This is a genomic window from Deltaproteobacteria bacterium (assembly GCA_016178705.1).
Classification (GTDB): Bacteria; Desulfobacterota; Binatia; order HRBIN30; family JACQVA1; genus JACOST01.
In genome coordinates, this window is record JACOST010000027.1 from 21,710 (window position 1) to 40,296 (window position 18,587).

The 18,587-nt window shown below is 62.4% G+C and carries 17 protein-coding genes; 13 read left to right on the plus strand and 4 right to left on the minus strand.

What is annotated here, in order from left to right; genetic code table 11:
* Positions 1-178 precede the first annotated feature (178 nt).
* Positions 179-2,029, minus strand: a complete 1,851-nt coding sequence (locus HYR72_16790) for a DUF1329 domain-containing protein (protein MBI1816636.1) — start codon at positions 2,027-2,029, stop codon at positions 179-181.
* 271 nt (positions 2,030-2,300) lie between these two features.
* On the opposite strand from HYR72_16790, the gene HYR72_16795 reads away from it, so the two are divergent.
* From HYR72_16795 to HYR72_16815, 5 genes are all read left to right on the plus strand, one after another.
* Entirely contained in the window at positions 2,301-2,852 is a 552-nt protein-coding gene (locus HYR72_16795; protein MBI1816637.1) for a hypothetical protein, read from the plus strand.
* A gap of 40 nt (positions 2,853-2,892) precedes the next feature.
* The gene (locus tag HYR72_16800; protein MBI1816638.1) at positions 2,893-3,726 is read left to right on the plus strand and encodes an SDR family oxidoreductase; all 834 of its coding nucleotides are present in this window, start codon (positions 2,893-2,895) and stop codon (positions 3,724-3,726) included.
* 93 nt (positions 3,727-3,819) lie between these two features.
* Positions 3,820-4,545, plus strand: a complete 726-nt coding sequence (locus tag HYR72_16805; protein ID MBI1816639.1) for a hypothetical protein — start codon at positions 3,820-3,822, stop codon at positions 4,543-4,545.
* A gap of 19 nt (positions 4,546-4,564) precedes the next feature.
* Positions 4,565-5,692 (plus strand): LLM class flavin-dependent oxidoreductase, encoded by a 1,128-nt coding sequence (locus HYR72_16810; GenBank protein ID MBI1816640.1) that lies wholly within the window; start codon positions 4,565-4,567, stop codon positions 5,690-5,692.
* 24 nt (positions 5,693-5,716) lie between these two features.
* Positions 5,717-6,673 (plus strand): TIGR03619 family F420-dependent LLM class oxidoreductase, encoded by a 957-nt coding sequence (locus tag HYR72_16815; GenBank protein MBI1816641.1) that lies wholly within the window; start codon positions 5,717-5,719, stop codon positions 6,671-6,673.
* A gap of 217 nt (positions 6,674-6,890) precedes the next feature.
* Here HYR72_16815 and HYR72_16820 read toward each other — a convergent pair whose 3' ends face one another.
* From HYR72_16820 to HYR72_16830, 3 genes are all read right to left on the minus strand, one after another.
* Positions 6,891-7,415 carry a hypothetical protein gene (locus HYR72_16820; GenBank protein ID MBI1816642.1) on the minus strand — a complete coding sequence of 175 codons (525 nt, stop codon included), beginning with the start codon at positions 7,413-7,415 and terminating at the stop codon, positions 6,891-6,893.
* A gap of 372 nt (positions 7,416-7,787) precedes the next feature.
* Entirely contained in the window at positions 7,788-8,771 is a 984-nt protein-coding gene (locus HYR72_16825; protein ID MBI1816643.1) for a CBS domain-containing protein, read from the minus strand.
* Positions 8,772-8,843: 72 nt separating this feature from the next.
* Positions 8,844-9,299 (minus strand): hypothetical protein, encoded by a 456-nt coding sequence (locus HYR72_16830; GenBank protein ID MBI1816644.1) that lies wholly within the window; start codon positions 9,297-9,299, stop codon positions 8,844-8,846.
* Positions 9,300-9,599: 300 nt separating this feature from the next.
* On the opposite strand from HYR72_16830, the gene HYR72_16835 reads away from it, so the two are divergent.
* The 8 genes from HYR72_16835 (at position 9,600) to HYR72_16870 (ending at position 18,585) form a co-directional block, all read left to right on the plus strand.
* Entirely contained in the window at positions 9,600-10,379 is a 780-nt protein-coding gene (locus HYR72_16835; GenBank protein ID MBI1816645.1) for an SDR family oxidoreductase, read from the plus strand.
* 144 nt (positions 10,380-10,523) lie between these two features.
* The gene (locus tag HYR72_16840) at positions 10,524-11,246 is read left to right on the plus strand and encodes an HAD family hydrolase (protein ID MBI1816646.1); all 723 of its coding nucleotides are present in this window, start codon (positions 10,524-10,526) and stop codon (positions 11,244-11,246) included.
* A gap of 62 nt (positions 11,247-11,308) precedes the next feature.
* Complete coding sequence (locus HYR72_16845; protein ID MBI1816647.1) at positions 11,309-12,022, plus strand: PTS sugar transporter subunit IIA; 714 nt, start codon at positions 11,309-11,311, stop codon at positions 12,020-12,022.
* Positions 12,023-13,999, plus strand: coding sequence for a hypothetical protein (locus HYR72_16850; GenBank protein ID MBI1816648.1), 1,977 nt, complete (start codon positions 12,023-12,025; stop codon positions 13,997-13,999).
* A 6-nt stretch (positions 14,000-14,005) separates the two neighbouring features.
* Complete coding sequence (locus HYR72_16855) at positions 14,006-14,926, plus strand: NADH-quinone oxidoreductase subunit H (GenBank protein ID MBI1816649.1); 921 nt, start codon at positions 14,006-14,008, stop codon at positions 14,924-14,926.
* A 4-nt stretch (positions 14,927-14,930) separates the two neighbouring features.
* Complete coding sequence (locus HYR72_16860) at positions 14,931-15,584, plus strand: hydrogenase (protein ID MBI1816650.1); 654 nt, start codon at positions 14,931-14,933, stop codon at positions 15,582-15,584.
* On the plus strand, positions 15,584-17,056 hold the full coding sequence (locus HYR72_16865) for an NADH dehydrogenase FAD-containing subunit (GenBank protein ID MBI1816651.1): 1,473 nt from the start codon (positions 15,584-15,586) through the stop codon (positions 17,054-17,056). The genes HYR72_16860 and HYR72_16865 overlap by 1 nt, the downstream gene beginning before the upstream one ends.
* 5 nt (positions 17,057-17,061) lie before the next feature.
* Positions 17,062-18,585 (plus strand): NADH-quinone oxidoreductase subunit C, encoded by a 1,524-nt coding sequence (locus tag HYR72_16870; protein ID MBI1816652.1) that lies wholly within the window; start codon positions 17,062-17,064, stop codon positions 18,583-18,585.
* The last annotated feature ends 2 nt before the right edge of the window (positions 18,586-18,587 follow it).

Below are 18,587 nucleotides of genomic sequence, written 5' to 3' on the forward strand. Positions count from 1 at the left end.
TTGCCCTGACGTATCTGCTCCGCACTGTGACGAAACGGTTGCCACCAGTGACAACCACGTGCCTGGAGGGAGAGTTCGTGACGATGACGCGGATAGATGACTGACTGGGTGCCCAAGTAGCATTTGCGAGGCTCGGGGCAGTGGGGAGGACCGCCACCACCCCGAGCGAACTATCGGTTCACTTGCCCATACGCGTCAGCTGTCCCGCATCGAACAGGGCCGTGTCGACGGGGATGCGTCGATCGTACGGGGCCTTCGAATTCAATCGGGCTCCGGCCATCGAGGCGCGATGCATCTTGAAGTTCTCTGCCACCACCCAGGCCTGGGTGGCGGTTGCGATGATCTCGTCGTTGGGCGCGGTGCCGGTCGTCTGGTTGACGTGCCCGAGGACCTGGTAGGTCAGCACGTGCTCGCCGTTCCAGCTAAACTTCTGGTGGTACGAGCCGTCCCAGGTTTCGGCGTCGATCCACAGCACCACGCGACCGTAGAGGTAGTACTTGTCATGTGGCTTGCCTTCGATGACCCAAAGCGGCCGGCGCGCCAGGCCACCTTCGGGCAGCGCCCACGGTAGGCCGGTCCAACCATCGGTCTGGTAGCCGTAGTATCCGTCGCGATTTGTAAGCACCTCCCAACCGCCGCCGGCAATTGGCCGCGGCTTGATTTGATGTGCCGCAGCCGCCGGATCGACCACGCGCAACCCTTCACGCCGGTCGACGACGCGCCATTCGAACTCTTCCGGTTTGCCGTCGAAGAAGTTGCCGTCGTCGGCGTCGATGTCCGACCCGAGGTAACCGTCCGAACGATTCGCTGGGCTGACAGCTCGTACGCGCCGCAGCGCGGGAACGAACGCCCACTGCGAGTCCCGCTTGTTGGGGTCGCGATACCGCCATGACAGCGCCGCGGTTCCCTGCATGTCGCTCGGACTCAACGCGAACGCAAGGAACTGTGACTGCAGATCTTGCGGGTTGTCCGTGCGATACTTCGCTGACTCGCCGTCGTAAAACTTGAACCACGCCTCTGCGGCAAGCTCTCGCTCGACGCGATTGGCGCTCAGCATGATCATCTTCGTTCTCTGGTGAACGCTGCCGTTGTACCAGACGCCGAAGAACTGATTCCACACGACCTTGACGCCAGCGTGCGGGTCATTGGCGTCGATGTCGGGGAAGGGGATCCCGTAGACGTATGGGGGTTGCTGACCGGTGGTGCGGTCGATGATCGTTCCGCGGTCGTTGACCGTCAGCGTCTGTGCGTTGTGCTTGGTGGCGTCGACGAAACTCTGTTCCCAGATCTGACCCCCCAACGGATACGGAACAATTCGATTCTCGTACTCGCCCTGCTCGTAGTGACGCAGGAGTTCCTCCGGCAACATTCCTTTGGCGAGTTGTGCGGTCGACTTGTTCAAGACGTCGCCGACTTGCAGACTCCCTGTGGTCTCCTTTTGGGCGCGTGGGGCGGGGACGGGTGCCGCGGGGGCGCTGACGGCCGGTTGCGTTGTCGGCGTGGCGGGCGCCGTGGTTGGCGCAGCGAGGCGTGCAGTCGGTGGTGCAGGCATAGGCGGCTCCGCTACGCGTGGTGCCGGCGGCGGTTCACTTGCCGGTGCGGCGGCCGCGACTTGTGCGGCGGGTGCCGGCGCGACCGGCGCCGCAGGTAGCGCGGCCACGGCGGTACTTGCGCCGACGAGCACCGCGCTCCGGGCCCAGATCCAGCCCCGCTCACCGTCTGCAGTTTGAACATGGTAGTAGCCGCTCTGCGGCGCGGGTTCGAGCAGTTTCACCGGCTCGGACGCTTGCACCAAACGCACCGGGGCCTCCTGGGTCGATGGACTCGACCGCAGGTTCGTGCTCGACAGCAGCTTGAGCGTCTTCCCCGCACTGGCCGTGCCGCCGGTGGCGATGGTGAGGTTGCGAGCCCACGCCCAGCCTTGCTCGCCGCGTGCCGTGCGCACTTTGTAGTAGCCGCTTTCAAATTCGAGTCCGACGAGTTCAACGCTCTCGCCGCGCGCGAGCACCCGCAGCGGTGCCCGCGTCATCGATGGCTCCGGGCGTAAATTCGATCCACGCTCGACCGTAGCGGATTGCGCAAAGGCTGACCCCGTTGATAGGATCACGCACAGAGACGCTTGTATGACTATCGTAGATATCGAGCTGGAGAACTTCATTGAGCTTACCCCTTTCCCTGGACTGCCCGTTCAAGCTCGTGCCTGCGCGGAGTCGGTCCCGACACGGCGCAACACTCGTCAAACAGCAAGGCACGCGCCAAGGCCGCGTGGGCTCACACCGCCGCTCTCGAGGTGGCGCACTGTGACGAAACGGTCGCTGGCAGTGACAAACTTGTGCATTGGGGCGATCGTCTGCGCGCTCCTCGGCTACGCGGAAGTGGCGGGTGCGGGCGATCTGGCTGCCTTGGACAAGGAGTACGGCTTTCGCGGTGCTCACTTCGGCGATGGCCTGGAAGTCCTGAAGGGCGCCAAGAGTGTCGGCGAACGGGGTGCCTGCGAGAGAGCCTACGTGCGGCCGTCTGACAAATTGGAATTTGATGGCGTGCACCTTTCGGGCATCGAGTATTCGCTCCAGAACGGCCGCCTCACGGTGGTATCGCTGCTTGCCGCCCCGGAAGCGTGTCCGAAGCTCTATGCCGCTCTGACGCGCGCATACGGTGAGGACGGCTCGAAGCAAGCGGCAGCAGTGGCGGCACAAGCATTCTGGACGGCGACGTGGACGGGTGAGCGCGTGCGGATGGATGTCGTCGGTCCCACCGGCTGCACAGTGACGATCACCGCGCCGGAAGAGGCCATTCTGGAAGAACGTCAGTGCCGCGAAGATGACCGGCTCGATGCCGGCAAGGGACCGTAAATCATTGCCGTAACGCAGACCGTGCGCTGGAACGACTCCGGTGGCTGACAACAAGGTCGCCTTCATTACGGGCGCTAGCCGCGGCATCGGACGCGGCTGCGCACTCGAACTGGCGAAGCGTGGATTCGATCTGGTACTAACGGCTCGCACTGTGAGTGGTCGCGAGCGCTACGATCACTCGTCGACAGTGAAGAAGACGGTTACCACACCGCTACCCGGCAGCTTGGAGCAAACGGCGAGCGAGGTGCGCGCGATCGGCGTTGCGGCCGCGGTCGTCAAGCTCGATCTTTCGCTGCGCACTGACTGGGCCGCCGCAGTACAGGCGGCGCTCGAGCGCTTCGGCCGCATCGATGTTCTGGTAAACAACGGCCGCTACGTTGGACCCGGACACATGGACGCGTTCGAAGACACGCCGGTCGAATTGATCGAGCAGATGTTCTTGTGCAACGTGTTTGCGCCGCTGCACTTGATCAAGCTGTGTCTGCCGGCGATGAAGCAGCAAGGTGGCGGCACCGTGATCAACATCACCTCGACGGCGGGCGAGCGTGAGACGCCGGCCGCGATCGGCGCGGGTGGTTGGGGCCTTGGCTATTCGGTCACCAAGGCCGCGTTCAATCGCATGGTGCCAGGACTGGCAAAAGAGCTGCGCAAGGAAAACATCGCGGTGATCGGCCTCATGCCGGGCTTCGTCGCCACCGAGCGGATGACGATCGACCTGGCGGAGCACGGCTTCGATGCTTCCAAGGCGTTGCCGGTCGACAACCCCGGCCGCGTCTGCGCGATGCTGGCGACGGCGAAGGACCCGATGTTCTTCTCGGGCCGCGACATCTACGGGCCGACCTTCTTCGCCGAGCACGCGTTGACGACCTTCTGAAGCCGGCCTCCTGGGAAGCGACAGCGACATTGACAGCCCCCGCCACGGCGGATACGAACAAGCGTTAGTTTCGTGAGGACGGGGGACAGGCCGATGCCACAGAACGTTCCGGAGTTTCAATTCAGCGACGATGCGCTGAAGCTGCGCCAATGCGTGTACGAGCATTGGTGCGCGCGTGGCCATGGGCCGAATCTGCGTAGCGCGCACGAGGCCACTGGATTGTCGCGCGCGCAAATCCTCGAAGCGTACAAGCAACTCGATCTCGGCATCATGTGCATCGTCGATCAGGAGACGCAGAATTTCAATCTACTCAAGGCGCCACCGTTTTCCAGCTATCCGAGCCAGGCGCAGATTTTCCTCGACGGCAAGTTTCACTGTTACGCCGGCTGCGCGATGGAGTCGCTGGCCATGTGCATGATGCCGCCGCTCGCCGGCAAGGAACTGCGTATCGAAGGCTATTGCGCCTGTTGCCTGCAAGCGATCACCGCGATCACCAAGGACGGTGAAACGCTTTCGCACTCGCCCGCCACACTGATGATCCATGTGAGCCTGAGCCCACGCGAGTGGAACAAGACCAACATCGTGCCGATGTGCGACGCGATGAACTTTGTGCTGAACCCGGAGCACGCGATTGCGTACGAGAAGCAGATGGGCCGTCGCGGTGTCCTGTTCAGCATGGAGCAGGCGCGCAAGTTCATCACCGGCACCGGCAAGGCGCGGATGTGGCAGTACGACCGCATCCCCGACTACATGCGTCCGCAACGCATCATCGACGGCATCCGTGCCTTGGGTGTGGACGTGAGCGGTTGGGGCGAGTGAAGAGAGGGCGAGAGACGCAATGGAATTTGGACTGTTCGTTCAAGCGCACGTACCCAAGCACGAAATGGAAGCCGATCCCGTCGGTGCGGAACACACGCGCCTGATGCGCGAACTGGAACTCGCCGAGCACTGCGACCGCCACGGTTTCAAGTACGTGTGGTCGGTCGAGCATCACTTCCTGGAAGAGTACTCGCACATCTCGGCGTCGGAGATTTTTCTGCCCTACGTCGCGGCGCGCACCAAGCGCATCCACGTCGGCTCGGCGATCTACAACATCACGCCGCCGGTGAATCATCCGGCGCGCATAGCAGAGCGCGTCGCCATGCTCGATCACCTCAGCGAAGGGCGCTTCGAGTTCGGCACCGGACGCGGTTCGTCGAGCACCGAGTTCAAGGGCTTCCGGATTCCCGATGGCGACACCACCCGAGCGATGTTCGACGAATCGTTGGGCGAAATTCTGCGTATGTGGCGCGAGACCAAGTACGCCTACGATGGCAAATACTTTTCGATGCCTGAACGCAACGTGCTTCCCAAACCGTACAGCAAGCCGCATCCGCCGATCTGGGTCGCCTGCGGCAGCCCGTCGACGTTCGAGAAGGCGGCGCGACTCGGCTTGGGCGCGCTCTGCTTCAGCCTGGGCTCACCCAAGGATTTCGAGCCGCTGATCAAGGTCTACAAAGACAACATCAAGCATGCCGAGCCGGTCGGCGAATATGTGAACGACAACGTGGCGTGTGTCACGCAGCTCGTCTGTTTGGAGGATCCCAAGCGGGCGCGCGAGGTCGCGTTGACGATGGGCAGCGGCTACCACACCAGCCTGGTGTTCCGTTACCTCGATACCTTTCCACGTCCGGCCGGCGTACCGCAGTGGCCGCAGTTGATTCCCGATCCCACGCCCGCGCAGCTCGAAGAACGCATCGCGTCGGGTCAGCGCATTGTCGGCGACCCCGACGACTGCGCCAAGGCGGTGCAGAAGTACGTCGATATCGGTTGCGATCAGATCATCTTCGGGATTCTCGCGTCCACCATCTCTCAAGAAGCGGCACTGCAGTCGGTCGAACTGTTCGGCAAAGAAGTCTTGCCGCGTTTCGACAAGGACCCCGTGCACAGCACGACGCGTTACCGCGAGGCGGCGCGAAAGAAATAGTCCCGAGTCCGTGGTCCAACGTTCATGGTTGCAGTGCAGATCATCCCACCCGGCCAACTGGTCTACGGCCTTCAGCTTCCGGTGACGGCGCAGAGCACCGTCTTCGCCGCGCCGTGGGAGGCCACTGCCGGCACGGCGGAAATCCTCCGCGTGGCGCAGGCGTGCGACCGCAGCGGTTTTTTCTACGTGGCGGTGTGCGATCACATCGGTGTGCCACGCGATGCGGCGAAGGCGATGTCCACCGTGTGGTACGACACCATCGCCACGCTCGGCTTCCTCGCTGCATCGACGCAGCGCGTGCGACTGTTGTCGTACGTGTACATCGCCCCGTATCGCCATCCGCTAGCGACAGCGAAGGCGTTCGCGACGCTCGATGCTCTCTCGGGCGGGCGTGTGATCCTCGGCGTCGGAGCCGGTCACCTGCAAGGCGAGTTCGAAACCCTCGGCGTCGACTTCAGCCGTCGCGGCAAGTTGCTCGACGAAGCGATCGATCTCATCGCCGCCGCGTTTACCGACGAGTATCCGGACCACGACGGATCGATCTGGAAGGTACACGGCATCGGCCAACGCCCGCGACCGGTGCAGCCGCCGCGTCCGCCGATCTGGGTTGGTGGCTCGACGAAGGGCGCGCTCAAGCGCGCGGCCGAACGCGCCGATGGCTGGCTGCCGCAAGGTGTCCCCGAGATGGGCATGGAGCAAGCGATTGCGTACGTCCGTACGCAGCGCGCGAAGGTGCGTGGTGACGCGCCGATCGAGATCGGCATGAACAGCCCGTGGCTTTATATCGGCACGCCGTCGTTCGATGTCGGGGCCAACGCACTCACGGGTTCAGGAGAAGCGATCGGCGTCGAGCTGCGCAAACGCAAAGCGCTCGGCGTCAGTCACATGGGCGTGCGCTTCCGCAGCCGTTCGTGCGACGAGTTGGTGGAGCAAATCGAGAAATTTGGTGAGGAGGTCGCCCCGCATCTGAACGCCGGATGAGGTCGCCGGGGGCTGCCAATCGCAGTCATTTCTTCTGAAGCGGTGGGGACAGGCCTCCGTGCCTGTCCGGCGGGCCGCATGGTTCGCCGCATCCTGTGAGCAGATCGCATCGGGAAGCGAAGCGTCGGCGATCTCCACACACGCGAGGTGAACGCCCGGCGATCAGCCGCGCGCGTCTTTCCGCGCGGCGGCCTGGATCGCTCTGTTCGGCCCCGGTCTACGAGGACCGAACGACACGATCTACCTCATACATGATCAGCAGCGTGTGAAAAACCGAAAGACGAGCGTGATCCCAGGTCAACGGCTCAGTCTCCTTCCCTCCGTGCTCCTGACGCTGCACAACTTCATTTGTCGCACGCCAATACCCGATCAGCGACTCAAGAAGAACTCGGTCTGTCTTGCTGCTTGCGGTCGCATCGAAGACCGCAAGAACGCGGTTGATCGTCTTCGTTCGTTCAGGGTGAGCGCTTTCGAGTCCCATCTGACGTACGAGAACACCCGCAAACTCCTGCATCGCCTCTCTGCAAAGATGTCCGATGGTTGTGAGGTTCCGCTCCGAATCGTCGCCCCACAGCTTCATCTCTGCGCACTGCCACTTCTCATAGGCGTCAGGGTAGGTCGATCGAAACTGCTCTGTGTTGAGGTAACTCCGCACCAGATTTTCCGTACGCTGGATGGGTTCGCCTTGTGCCAACTTGATCTCTTCGTAGAAACGCAGTCCCGCCGGGCAGAGAACAAACATCTCCCTCTCACAGAACCTAATCAACCCTTCCCCAGCGAGAACCTCAAGGTCGGCGGGTAGCGCAGCCATATCGTGTCCGCCCGTTTCATGTCCTTCATTCCATACCCAGAGGTTGAATGCGTTGACATCCGTACGCACTACAAAACGGCCCCGACGTGACGGCGCAAGCGATCGGTGCGCCTCCACAAGTTGAGCTAGCAGTTCGAATTGCGTTGGTTCCAGAGAAGAGTTCATTTGAGCACTAGAGTCACGCGGCTTTCCCCGCCCAACCCGCCCGTTCTGCTGCGGCGCATTCCAAGTTGCCGCCAGCGAGCGCAGCGAGCGCGGCGGCTTCCGAATTGCGCCGTCTGCAGCAACGCGAGGTTGGAGACATCACAGCGCACCAAGCGCCCGAAGACGTCGCAGATACTTTGCAAACCCTCGCAAGAACTCCATGTCCGACGGCTCCAATCCATCGGGAGTGAAGTGCATGACGTCGTTCCGGAGCTCACGTACACGATCGAGGCTCGAACAAAACTCTGCTCGGTCGATCGCCAAGGATAGTTTCTTCCACCGGGTGTCGTCTTGAACGAGGCGGACGTACTCGCCCAAGGTCAGATCGGCTATGCCGTTGATCGCCCGTTCGTCGCCTGGCGCCCGTGCCTGCTCGAGTTCCTTCGCGGAAAACTTCCCGTGAAGAACGTGCCGGACGCCTCGCTCAATCTCCCCAACAAGTAGGAACGGTTCAGCGAGCAAGCGGAATTGATCGCCCAGATCCGCAGCCGTGACGATTCCACAAATGCTCTTGTCCAGTGCTTGAACTAGAACACAGTCTTCGGCGGCGACAACTTCGATTGCCTCAAATAGTGAAGTGTTGAAGGGAAGTAGGCGTGCCATGTCCATGCAGTCCTTAACGAGCACGCATTGACGTCCGAGAGCCAAGCGACTTCCAATGGACTTCCAACTGATCAGTCCCTTTACGTCCCGGGTGCCCGTCATCACTGGAAGTTGCGAAAAATCATGCGCCAACATTTGCGATACCGCCTTCTGCAGCGTTACGTCGGGCGCAACGACCACTGGCGCTCGATTTGCGGCTTCCAGTTGAAAGAGACGAACGGTGGGATCTGCCACATCATCACCGGCATCGTTCGGCGCCTTGATGAAGTTGACTTGACCATAGTAGTACGCGTACTCAAAGTCCGGTTGTGTCGCAACCTTGTGCCGCGCTAGGACGGATCGAATCCAGCTGACATGTCTCCACCCGCGTCGCTCAACCCCAAACCAACGCAGGAAGGCGCGGACAGATTCGCCCTGAGGGTTGACTCCATTCTTGAGCTGATCCGAGATCGCGGACAGTCTCTCGTCATATTCGGCCATAGTCTCCTTGGTGATGTTTAGCGTCGTGGCGATCAGCCGCACCTTCCTTCGGCGTCGGTCTCGATAGGCGTGTTAGGGAGCCTTGCTCACACGAATCCATTGGCCTGAGTCTTCCAGCCGCTGGCGCGATTCGACACCTGACCCGGCGGAGACTACTGTCTCGATGCTTTTCGAAACCTGTTCAATAAGGACATCCTGATCCGTTTGGCCATCGATCGTAACTTGCGAAAAACGACCAGACGCGTCTTTGAACTGCACGACGAGTCGCTGGCAGCCTTCAGGCTCCTCGGGTGATCTTGCGAAGCGCTGATAAACCTTCCGGAGGGCCTCAGCGATCGTGACTGCCGATGCGACCGACGAAAGCACCAACAGCCAGGTGCCTGCGTCGGCGTAAATGCCGGGCGCCGCTCGCCTGACGTACCCGAGCGAACCCGCAATCTCGGCTTCGAGGAGCTGGACAAGCTGTCGGCTGTCTTCGCCCGAAGTTTTTCGCGTGATGGCTCCGGTCAGTGTCAGTTCGGAGTTCATTGGCCTCCCTAACAACAATTGGCCCGCGAGCCCGGGGGGTGACTGATCACGCGAGCTTCGCGGGTCATCCAATTCACCTTCCGGGCGTCTGTTACTCGATATCGTTTGCGCCGTCCAGTTCTCTCGGCCCAATGTGGGGGCGCGTCGGACCGTAACACCCCGCCAGGCTCGCGGCGGAACAGTGCGGGATGCCCAGAACGACACCCACAAGATTCAAACTGCCCGACTACCTGTCTGTGTGCCTCGTGGCTTGCAGTTCGCCGCGCGGAGTGGTGAAAGCCGTCGCTCAGGAGTGCTCGCATGCTACTCGAAGATCGTGTTGCTATCGTCTCTGGTATCGGCCCTGGTATGGGGCGTGACATTTCGCTCGCCTTCGCGCGCGAAGGTGCGCACGTTGTGCTCGCAGCGCGCTCGAAAGACGCGCTCGACTCTGTGGCAGCAGATGTGCGCGCGCTCGGCCGGCGTGCGCTCGGCGTCGCGACCGACATCGCGAAGGCTGACGACTGCAAGCGCTTGGTCGATGCCGCGCATGCTGAGTTCGGTCGCATCGACGTTCTCGTGAACAACGCGTTCAAGGGCGGCGTCGAGCCGGAAATCGAGAACGTCGGTATGGACCACTGGCGTCAGATCTTCGATGTGAACGTGTTCGGATCGATGCAGCTATCGCAGCTCGTGATCCCGCACATGAAGGCGCAAGGCGGCGGCTCGATCGTGTTCATCAACTCGATGTCGACGCGGATCATCGAGCCACGCATGGGCGGATACACGGCGTCAAAGGGCGCGCTCATGGCCGCGGCACAAACGCTCGCCAAGGAAATCGGCAAGTACAAGATTCGCGTGAACTCGGTCGTGCCGGGCTACATCTGGAGCGACAAGCTCGCGGGGTATTTTCGCATGCTGGCCGAGCAGCAGAACACCACGTACGAAGCCGTGCATGCCGACATCTCCAGTCGCTCGGCGTTGCATCACATCCCGACGTCCGAAGAAATCGCCGACGCCGTCGTCTTCTTCGCCTCCGATCTCTCGCGGGCGATCACCGGCCAGGCGCTCGATGTTAACGGCGGCCACTTTTTTCACTAGCCGGCGACTGGAACCCCCCACCCAGTGCTTCGAGAGCCTCAGCATGAGCGGTACCCCTTCCTTGAATCCATTGCATTGTTCCGCTCACCCTGAGGCTCTCGAAGGGTGCCCTTCGAGTTTCGCAGCAACCCGCTAGGTCGTTCGATGCGATCGCTGCCACCGGTCATTCTGCTCGACCTCGACGATACGATCCTGCGCTACTCGGCGGTAGCCGATGAGTGCTGGGAGCACGTGTGCGCGCGCTTCGCCGCGCGTCTCGGCGACGTGAGCAAGGACGACTTGATGGCGGCGATCGCGCGCTACGCGAGCTGGTACTGGTCCGATCGGGAGCGCCACCGAACCGGGCGCTTGGATATGCAGCGCGCGCGGCGCGACATCGTCCGTGCCGCGTTCGCACAGCTTCGCCTCGAAGGCCTGTCGGTCGCCGACGAGCTGGCAGACCGGTTCACGACGCTGCGCGAAGATTGGGTGCGGCCGTTCGACGGCGCGCGAGAAGCGCTGGCGGCGTTTCGCGATCGTGGGGCGCGCCTCGGCCTGCTCACCAACGGCAGCGCCCAGTTTCAGCGCCGCAAGATCGAGCGCTTCGATCTCGCCCGCTTCTTCGACGTGATCCTCATCGAGGGTGAGCTGGGATTCGGGAAGCCGGATCACCGCGTGTTTCATCGTGCCCTGACCGCGCTCCAGGCAACGCCAAGCGAGACATGGATGATCGGTGACAACCTCGAGTGGGACATCGCGCCGGCGCAGCACCTCGGGATTGTCGATGTCTGGGTCGATCACGCGGGCACGGGCCTGCCACCCGATAGTTCGATCACGCCCACACACACTGTCGCCGCACTGGCGGCTCTCATCGACGCATTCCCGTGAAGGTTGGTTGAATTGTCCGACGATGTCCCATAATTGAACCTGGTGGGCATCGATGGGGGCAAATGCAACTGAATGTCCGTGACGTGTCGGATCTCTTCAAGGTTTCGGAGAAGACCGTCTATCGCTGGATCAATCAAGGGATCTTGCCCGCCTACCGCGTGAACGATCAGTACCGCTTCAACCGTGCCGAGTTGTTGGAGTGGGCGACGTCCCGCAAGATGAATGTCTCAGCCGAGCTGTTCGATGAGCCGGAGAGCGATGCGACGCCCGTTCCTGGACTCGTCGAAGCACTGCAGGCAGGCGGGATTTTCTACCGCGTCGGCGGCATCGACAAGGAGTCGGCGCTGCGCGGCCTGGTCGAGCACATGCGGTTGCCCGACGAGGTGGATCGCGAGTTCGTCTGGCGCGTGTTGCTGGCGCGGGAGCGCCTGCAGTCGACCGGTCTCGGCGAGGGCATCGCCATTCCCCATGTGCGCAACCCGATCGTGTTGCACGTATCCCGCCCGACAATCACGCTGTGCTTCTTGGAGCGTCCGGTCGAGTTCGAGGCTTTGGACGGCAAGCCTGTTTTCGCGCTGTTCTCATTGGTCTGTCCAACCGTGCGCGCGCATCTGCGCCTACTGTCGCGCTTGGCCTTTGCGCTCAACGACTCCGGATTCAAAACGGCCGTCCTTCGCCAGGGCTCGCGGGACGAGATCCTTAACGAGGCTCGTCGGGTCGAGGCGACGGTTTCATCCAGCGCAGCGAACGGCGGCAAGTCTACCAAGCGGGAATAGATGCTCCTCCTGCTTGGCGCGACAGTTGTCCTAGTCGCCAGTGGCGCTGTTGCGCTCCTGACCCAGCGGTCGCCGTGGCGATGCAACGTCATCGGCGCGAGTGGTGCTGTCGCCGGATGTCTGCTTGGTTTGCTACCGGCCTCGCGCGTATTGCTCGGCGCTTCTAGCTCTTCGCTGCGGCTATCCTGGGAAGTTCCCGGTGGGGCGTTCTTCGTCCAGTTGGACGCGCTGTCGGCGTTCTTTCTCATCCCGATCCTTGGGTTGTCGGCTCTCGCCGCCGTGTACGGCAGTGAGTATCTGTGGGCCTACCAGCAAAAGAAGTGGCTGGGGCCGCCGTGGTTTTTTTTCAATCTTCTGGTGGCCAGCATGGTGCTGGTTGTCATCGCTCACAACGGAGTGCTCTTTCTGGTGGCTTGGGAGGTGATGGCACTCGCCTCGTTCTTTCTGGTGACTTTCGACGACGAAGCCGAAGAAGTCCGCGCTGCGGGCTGGACCTATCTGGTCGCGACGCATCAGGGCACCGCCTTCTTGCTCGCCTTCTTCGTGTTGGCGGGGCGGGCAAGCGGCTCGCTTGATTTTGATCGCTTGAGCGCCACGCCCGCCGAGGCGAGTATTCTGTTTCTTCTAGCGGTAGTCGGCTTCGGTACCAAGGCGGGCTTCGTGCCGTTCCACGTCTGGCTACCGGAGGCGCATCCGGCTGCGCCGAGTCACGTGTCCGCGGTGATGTCCGGCGTGATGATCAAGACCGGCATCTACGGCTTGATGCGCATGCTCACGATCCTCGGTCCGCCACCGGTGTGGTGGGGATGGGTGCTCTGCGGGATCGGATTGTCGTCGGGGATCTTCGGAGTGCTCTTCGCGCTGGCACAGAACGACCTCAAGCGTCTGCTCGCGTACTCGAGTGTGGAGAACGTCGGCGTCATCGCACTCGGTCTCGGTGTTGGTGTCTTGGGACTCAGCAGCGGCGATCCGACGCTGACCGTGCTGGGATTCGCCGGCGCTCTTTTGCACGTCGCGAACCACGCCGCCTTCAAAGGGTTGCTGTTCCTCGGTGCGGGGGCCGTCGCGCATGCGACCGGTACGCGCGAGATCAACCGCCTCGGTGGCCTGCTGAAGCGGATGCCGTGGAGCGGCGCCGCGTTCTTAACTGGCGCAGTGGCTATCTGCGGTTTGCCACCGCTCAACGGTTTCGTGAGCGAGTGGTTGATCTACCTGGGAGCCTTTCACGGGGCGATCTCACCGGGTCGGACGCCCGCCCTTCCCGTTCTCGCTGTCATTGGCGGACTGGCGCTGATTGGGGGACTGGCTGCCGCGTGCTTCACCAAGGCGTTTGGGATCGTCTTCTTGGGCACGGCACGAACTGATCTGCCAGCGCGTGCGCACGAGCCGGGGCTTGCGATGCGAGTGCCGATGATGACGTTGGCGGCAGGCTGCGCGCTGGGCGGGTGCTTGGCGCCGTGGGTCGTTGGTGCGCTGGCGCCCGTGATCCAGAGCGCGACGGGTTTGTCCGCCGCGAGTGTGCGGGGTCCGCTGGTGGCGGCTACGACCCCGCTTCAATCCGTCGTAGTGGTCAGCCTCGGGCTGGTCGCCCTAGTCGCGCTGCTCACCGGCGTGCGGCGCTGGCTACTCTCGGATCGCCGCGTGGATGAAGGTCCGACGTGGGATTGCGGATACGCGCAGCCGTCAGCGCGCATGCAGTACACCGCTTCGTCCTTCGCCCAACCGTTGACGGATCTGTTTGATCTGTTGCTGCAGACACAGCGACGCGTTGAGACCCCCGCAGGCCTCTTCCCACGCGACGCGTCGCTGATCACAGAGACGCCCGACGTCTGCACCGAGCGTCTGTACCAACCTGTCTTCGCGGGCATTGGTCGCGGTCTTTCGTCGCTGCGCTGGCTGCAACACGGGCGAGTGCATCTGTACGTGCTCTATATCGCGCTGACCTTATTGGTTCTGCTGATCTGGAAGCTTGGATAGTCGATGATGATCACGGCGCTGAGCCACTCGTTCCTGCACATGCTCCTGCCGTTGGCCTTGGCGCCGCTGTTGCTCAGCGTCATCAACCGCACGAAGGCGATCGTCGCCGGGCGCAACGGACAAGTCTTGCTGCAACCGTACTACGACTTGGCGAAGTTGTTGCGGAAGGGCGCGGTGTACAGCCACACAACGACGTGGGTGTTTCGAGCTGGGCCGGTGGTCGGTCTCGCGGCAGTGATTGTCGCCACTACTCTTGTCCCGTTCGGTGGAGCATCTGCGGCCGTCTCCTTCGCGGGTGATCTGATCTTGTTCGCCTATCTGTTGGGCTTGCTGCGATTCGTTACTGTCATCGCCGCGCTCGACACCGGTTCGAGCTTCGAGGGCATGGGCGCGAGCCGTGAGGTGACTTTCTCTGCCCTAGCTGAGCCGGCGCTGCTCCTTGCGCTTGCCGCAGTGGCCCGACAGACGGGGAGTCTCTCTCTCACGACGATGTACGCGGGAGTCACCGGTGCGACTTGGACGCATGCTGCTCCGGTGTTCGCTTTGGTGGCGGGCGCGTTGATGGTGGTGTTTCTGACCGAGAATGCGCGCATGCCGGTAGACGATCCCACCACTCACTTAGAGTTGACGATGATCCACGAGGTGATGGTGCTCGATCATAGCGGGCCCGACCTGGCGTTCATTGTGTACGGTAGTGCGTTGAAGCTGTGGGTACTCGGAGTGCTGCTGGTCGGCTTGGTGGTGCCTATTCACAGCGGCAACGCATGGGCTGACAGCATCGTCGGGTTTGCCGGCTTGCTCGGTCTTGCGGTCGTGACCGGAATCATCGAATCCTCGATGGCTCGTTGGCGACTGACGCGCGTGCCGCAATTGCTGGTGGGAGCGTGTGTGCTGTCCACGCTTGCGCTGGTCCTCATGCTGAGATGATCGCATGACCGGTTGGGTTGACACGGCGCTGGTGCTCCTGACGCTGACGAGTCTGTTGCTGCTCGGTTCGAGCCGACTGACGCGGTGCATTCGCATCGTTGCGTTCCAAGGGGTGGTCCTCGGTGTGCTGACAGTGACGGCGCGTCCAACCGAGCTCTCGCTACGCATCCTGATGCTGGCGGCGGCGATCGTCGGCTTGAAGGGTGTGACGTTCCCGTGGCTGTTGTCGCGCGTGCTGCGTGACGCCGCGGTGCGTCGGGAGGTTGACCCCGTGGTCGGCTACATCGGCTCGCTGCTGCTCGGTACGTTGATGCTGGCGGTTTCCTTCTGGTTGAGCGCGCGGCTGCCGCTCCCCATGCCCGCGATCTCCGGCTTGCTCGTTCCGGTGGCACTGTTTACGACGCTAGCGGGGCTCTTCCTGATCGTGACGCGGCGCACGGCGCTCACGCAGGTACTGGCGTATCTGGTGCTTGAGAACGGCATCTATGTATTCGGTGTCGGCGTGGTGCAGGGGACGCCGATGCTCGTCGAGCTCGGTGTTCTCCTCGATGTCTTCGTTGTGGTGTTCGTCATGGGCATCGCCATCTTTCACATCAACCGGGAATTCGATCACATCGATACGGACCAACTCACAGCGCTCAAGGACTGGACGGCATGATGCTCTTGGCGCTGCTGCTGATTCCAACGCTGGGCGCGGTCGCGGCGTATTTCATCACCCATCACACGGTGCGTCGGACGTTGTTGGTGGCAACGGCGGTGGCCCACGCGGCAACCGTCACGGCGACCTGGGTGGCGCCGCCGGCGGCAATCTGGGGCGGTTGGTTGCAGTTGGATGCGCTCGGAGGCTTGTTCTTGAGCATCACCAGCGGGTTGTTCCTAGCGGCGGCGCTGTACAGCGTTGGTTACCTGGGTCGCGAGAATTCGGAGGCCCGACGAGACTTCGAGGAAGGCCTCTTGTTCGCCAATGCGCCTGAAGCCACGTTTACGAGTTGTCTGTTGCTCTTTCTCGCTGCGATGACACTGGTGGCCGTCAGCCACCGGTTTGGTTTGCTGTGGGTGGCGATCGAGATGACCACGCTGGCGAGCGCGCCGCTGATCTATTTTCATCGTCATCACCGCTCCCTCGAAGCGACGTGGAAGTACTTGCTCATCTGCTCCGTCGGCATCGCGCTGGCTTTGCTTGGTAATTTTTTTCTCGCCGTGGCGGCGTCCGATCACGGGGGTCAACCGATCCCGTTGGTGCTAAGCGAGTTGATCGGACGCGCGAGTGAACTGCACGTTGCGTGGCTCAAGGCAGCGTTCCTGCTCCTGCTCGTGGGTTACGGCACGAAGATGGGATTGGCGCCAATGCACACGTGGCTTCCCGATGCCCACAGCGAAGCGCCATCGGTGGTCTCGGCGTTACTGTCCGGAGCGCTGCTGAACTGTGCGTTCCTCGGTATCTTGCGAGTGCAACAAGTGTGCGTTGCGGCGGGGCAGGGCGCCTTCGGTCAGGACCTGCTCGTCGGCTTCGGCCTGCTCTCCATGGCGGTCGCCGCAGCCTTCATTGTCGGCCAGTCGGACTACAAGCGCATGCTCGCGTACTCGAGTGTCGAACACATGGGGCTGCTGGCGTTGGGCGTTGGGCTTGGTGGAGTCGCGACGTTCGGGGCGCTGTTGCACGCCGTCAATCACTCGCTGACCAAAGCCATGCTGTTTCTAGTTGCGGGCAACATCTTGGCCGCCTATCAATCGAAGTCGACGGCTGATGTTCGCGGTGTGCTGCGCGTGTTGCCGGCATCCGGAGTGTTGTGGGTGATCGGTTTTCTGGCGATCACTGGCACGCCGCCCTTCGGTCTCTTCGTCAGTGAGTTCACGATCCTGAGGGGTGCCTTCGATCAAGGCCGGAACGCAGTCGCTGTTGCGTACCTGGCGCTCTTAGCGGTTGTCTTTGTGGGCATGGCGAGCACGGTACTGCGGATGGCGCAGGGTGCGCCGGGCGGCCGCGAGCAAAACCCGCTGCCGGCCCGCGAGCCGGCGTTGGCTATCGTGTCGCCGGCGATTCTCGCGCTGCTGGTCCTTGTCCTGGGGCTCTACATTCCCCCGCTTGTGCGTCACGCGATCTTGGAAGCCGCTCGCGCACTGGGATGATCCCCATGTCTAGCCGTGAACTGAGCCTCTCGATTCGCAACGGTGTGGCCATCGGCGTGTCGGACATCCCCAAACTAACTATCGGAGAATTTAGAGACTCGGTGATTGATGGGGTTGCAGATGGTGGTCGCATCGCAGCGTTGTTCGGCCGTCCCGTTGGTGAACGGGTCGGACTTGTCGCCGTCCTGGCTCACCACGGTAGCGGAACTCTGTCGCTGTGCAGCGCCGAAGTCGGCGATCCCTATCCATCCCTGACACCGGATTGCCCCCAGGCGCACTGGTTTGAGCGCGAACTCGCCGAGCAGTGGAACGTGCAGCCGCAGGGTCACCCGTGGCTGAAGCCGATTCGCTTTCACCGGTCCTACCGGAACGATCAAGCGGCCCGAGTGGGCTCGAACGCGAACGGGATCCTACCGAGCGTCACCGATTTCTTCCAGGTACGGGGCGAGGAGGTGCATGAAGTGGCCGTCGGGCCGGTGCATGCGGGTATCATCGAGCCGGGACATTTCCGATTCCAGTGCCACGGCGAGCAGGTGCTCCATCTTAAAGTTTCGTTGGGCTATCAACACCGCGGTGTCGAGCATGCGCTGATAAACGGGCCGACCAAACGGACGATTCATTATATGGAGACCCTCGCCGGCGACACCTCCGTCGGCCATGCAACGGCCTACTGCGAGGCGGTGGAGGCACTGGCCGGCAGTCGCGTTCCTGCGCGGGCACAGGTGCTGCGCGGAGTGGCGCTCGAACTCGAACGCCTCGCCAATCACACCGGCGACCTGGGCGCGCTCGCCGGGGACATCGGCTATCTACCGACGGCCGCCTATTGCGGGCGCATTCGGGGCGACTTTCTGAACCTGACTGCGCTGATCTGTGGCAATCGTTTTGGTCGTGGACTCATCCGCCCTGGCGGCGTGGCGTTCGATGTCGACGACGATCGCGTCGCTCAGCTGTTGCAACGTTTGGAGGCGGCATTGACGGACGTAACGACTGCGGTCCGTCTGCTTTGGGAGACGCCATCGGTTCCGGCGCGCTTCGAAGCGACCGGCCTCGTCTCGCGCGCGGATTGCGAGGCGCTGGGTTTGGTCGGTCCGGTGGCGCGTGCGTGCGGCGTCGAGCGCGACGTGCGCCAGGAATTCCCCTCCGGCATCTTCCGCTTTGCGCAGATTCCCGTTTCGACGTGGCAGAGCGGCGACGTGTTCGCGCGCGCCTACGTGCGGTGGCTCGAGATTCAGCGGTCAGTGGCGTTCATCCGTGAGCAACTTGCCATGCTGCACGGCGCGCCGACGCGTGTAGAGGTGGGGCCACTCGCTGCGAACCGACTCGTGGTTTCGCTCGTCGAAGGTTGGCGCGGTGAGATCTGTCACGTCGCGGTGACCAATGTGAGTGGCCGCTTCGCACACTACAAGGTGGTCGATCCGTCGTTCCACAACTGGATGGGCTTGGCGATCGCGTTGCGCGGCCAGCAGATCTCGGACTTTCCGCTGTGCAACAAGAGTTTCAATCTCTCGTACTGTGGGCATGATCTGTAAGG